This window comes from Clostridium sp. UBA5119 (genome assembly GCF_002414285.1).
GTDB classification, from domain to species: Bacteria; Bacillota; Clostridia; order Clostridiales; family Clostridiaceae; genus Clostridium_J; species Clostridium_J sulfidigenes.
In genome coordinates, this window is record NZ_DHYX01000096.1 from 15221 (window position 1) to 17936 (window position 2716).

General features: G+C 27.9%; 2 protein-coding genes and 1 pseudogene. All 3 read left to right on the forward strand.

The features are described from left to right. Positions 1–254 precede the first annotated feature (254 nt). Entirely contained in the window at positions 255–1076 is an 822-nt protein-coding gene (locus tag B2671_RS14905; RefSeq protein ID WP_346871110.1) for a MerR family transcriptional regulator, read from the forward strand. Between the two features lie 261 nt (positions 1077–1337). Further along, positions 1338–2351: a phosphotransferase gene (locus B2671_RS14910; RefSeq protein WP_346871111.1), complete on the forward strand. Its 1014-nt coding sequence runs from the start codon at positions 1338–1340 to the stop codon at positions 2349–2351. Positions 2352–2479: 128 nt separating this feature from the next. Further along, positions 2480–2716: pseudogene (locus B2671_RS14915) on the forward strand (hypothetical protein); the annotation flags it as partial.

Genomic DNA, 2716 nt, shown 5'->3' on the forward strand with positions numbered 1-2716 from the left:
ATAAATATAAAATATAATATAGTACTACATTTTTCATATCACTCTATTATTATCGTCACAATTCGATTTACTTTATATGCTTTATAATTTATATTCTTACTTTATTAGAAGCCGATATAAATTTATGAAAAGAGAGGAATTTGGATTAACCTCTAACTTTTTTATAGTAGTTGACTCTTGGGTTACCGAAGGGTTTATAATAATAATAGATGGCAAGGTGCACACTTGTAGAGCTTATTTGTTGAGGTGAAGTTATGTTTAAGATTGGTGAATTTTCGCGTATGAGTGGACTTTCAATTAATACACTGTATCATTATGACAATGTAGGAATTTTAAAACCTATATATATAGACAAATTTACTGGTTATAGATACTATGATGCAAGTCAACTTATAACCATAAATAAAATAATTGCTTTAAAGGATGCTGGATTTTCACTTGTTGAAATTAGCAATTTCTTTAGTAATAATTCTAGTAATGAGTCGCTTATAGAGGTTTTGGAAGTGAAAGCAGATTTACTTGAAAAGGCACTAGAACTAGAAACAAGTAGGCTTCAACGTCTTCGTACAAATATATTTTTAATAAAGAATGGAGGCATACCTACTATGAATGAAATTTCAATTAAAAAAGTAGAAAAAATCTTAGTTGCATCATTGCGAAAATGTTTTGTGAAGGATGGTAATCAAACTTATGATGAATTTTGTGAAAGCCTATGGGCACAAGTTAATGAATATATAGATAAAGTAAAAGGAAAACGTACAATTCCGTGTATGACACTTTATCATAAAGACAATAATTCAATACAAGATATGGAAGTTGTAGAACCTATAACAAAATTAATCCCAGAAGGTGATAATGTTAAAGTATATGAACTGCCCATGATAGAAAAAATGGCTTGTATAGTTCATAATGGCTCATTTGCTACAATTGGAGAAACCTATGAAATAATGTACAAATGGATTTCAGAAAATAAGTATTCAATCTGTGGATCAGTGCGTGAAATATACCATGAAGGTGAATGGGTAACAGATGATCCCAATGAATATGTAACAGAGCTACAATTTCCTATAAAGTAATATGATTAATTTTTAATAAAAATAGACTACTCAAATGTATATAAAAATAAATAGAAAATGAATATTATAATACCGTATTATTCTTTAAAATGAATATACGGTATTTTTTTAATAAGTGAATGCTAAAGTGGTATATATAAATTACCAAGTATGGATATTTTGCATGATATGGTACAATTAGGAAGGTGAATAAAAATAATATTAAAATCTTTCGAGGTAATTAATGAAAAAATAGAATAAGATGGTGAAGGAGTTTAAAGAATGGGTGATATACATTATAATCTTCAATTTGAAAAACTATGTGAATTTTTACAAATTGGTAAGATAGTAGATGAACCTAGAAGAATATCCGGAGGTCTTTTGCATAGAATGTACGCTATCAAAACAACAAAAGATAAATATGCTGTTAAAGCATTAAACCCTCAAATAATGCTAAGAGACGAGGCGATGAAAAATTTCATCAATTCAGAGGAGATTGCTAATGTTGCATCAAAGAGTGTATCAGCTCTTCCAGCTAAAAGATTTAATGAAACTTTTATCCACGAGATAGATAATCAATTTTATCTTGTATTTGATTGGATAGATGGTAAAAGTCTAAAATCTAGTGGAATAAGCATAGCTCACTGTGAAAAGATAGGTTCTATGCTTGCTGATATACATATGACAGACTTTTCGGAATTGATGATAGTTAATAATTGGTCAGATAATGAAAACATAACGAATTGGAATCATTATTTACAAATGGGAAAAGAAAATAATATGATCTGGGTAAACTTGATGAGTGAAGTAGTTGATAGGCTGTATGAATGGAGTATTCAGGCAAAAAGATCTTCAAAATTACTTGCAACAGAAATGGTTATTAGTCATAGGGATTTAGATTCTAAAAATGTTATGTGGAGCAATGATAAACCAATTATTATTGATTGGGAGGCTGCTGGCTATGTAAATCCTATGCAAGAATTAATTGAAACAGCTATATATTGGGCTGAAAATGAAACAGGAACCATTAATAAAGAAAAATTTTTAGCTTTTATAGGAGGATATAAAAATATACATAGACCATTAAGAGAAAATTGGAGACTAGTATTATTCAATGGATTTCTAGGTAAACTTGGTTGGTTAGAGTATAACTTAAAAAGATCTTTAGGTATTGAATGTGTAGATAAGGAAGAACAGAGTTTGGGAATTAATGAAGTAACTGAAACAATAAATGCTCTTATATACTATTCTGAGATAATTCCTAAATTAGAAAAGTGGATAAATAATATTCTTTGAAATGGTAATAGATATAAATATATTGAAAAGTATGTTATAATATGTATAAATATGTAATACATCAATTTAAATTACATATAAGCAGTGAAACTTACAAAATGTTAAATTTTAATTAGGGGGATTTGGGGATGAATAAAATTACAAAATATGAATTTAGGAAAGTAACAAATAATGATGTTGAAGATATGCTTACATGGAAGTATGAAGGAATTTACTCATTTTTTGATAATGACTTCTCAGAAGGAAAAATAAATTATGTAAAAAGTTTTCCTATGGATGATAATGTGTACGCAATTTATAATGATAATAATGAATTAATAGGAAATTGCGCTTTTTACCTTAAGGATAAAGTAAGCTTTTCAATT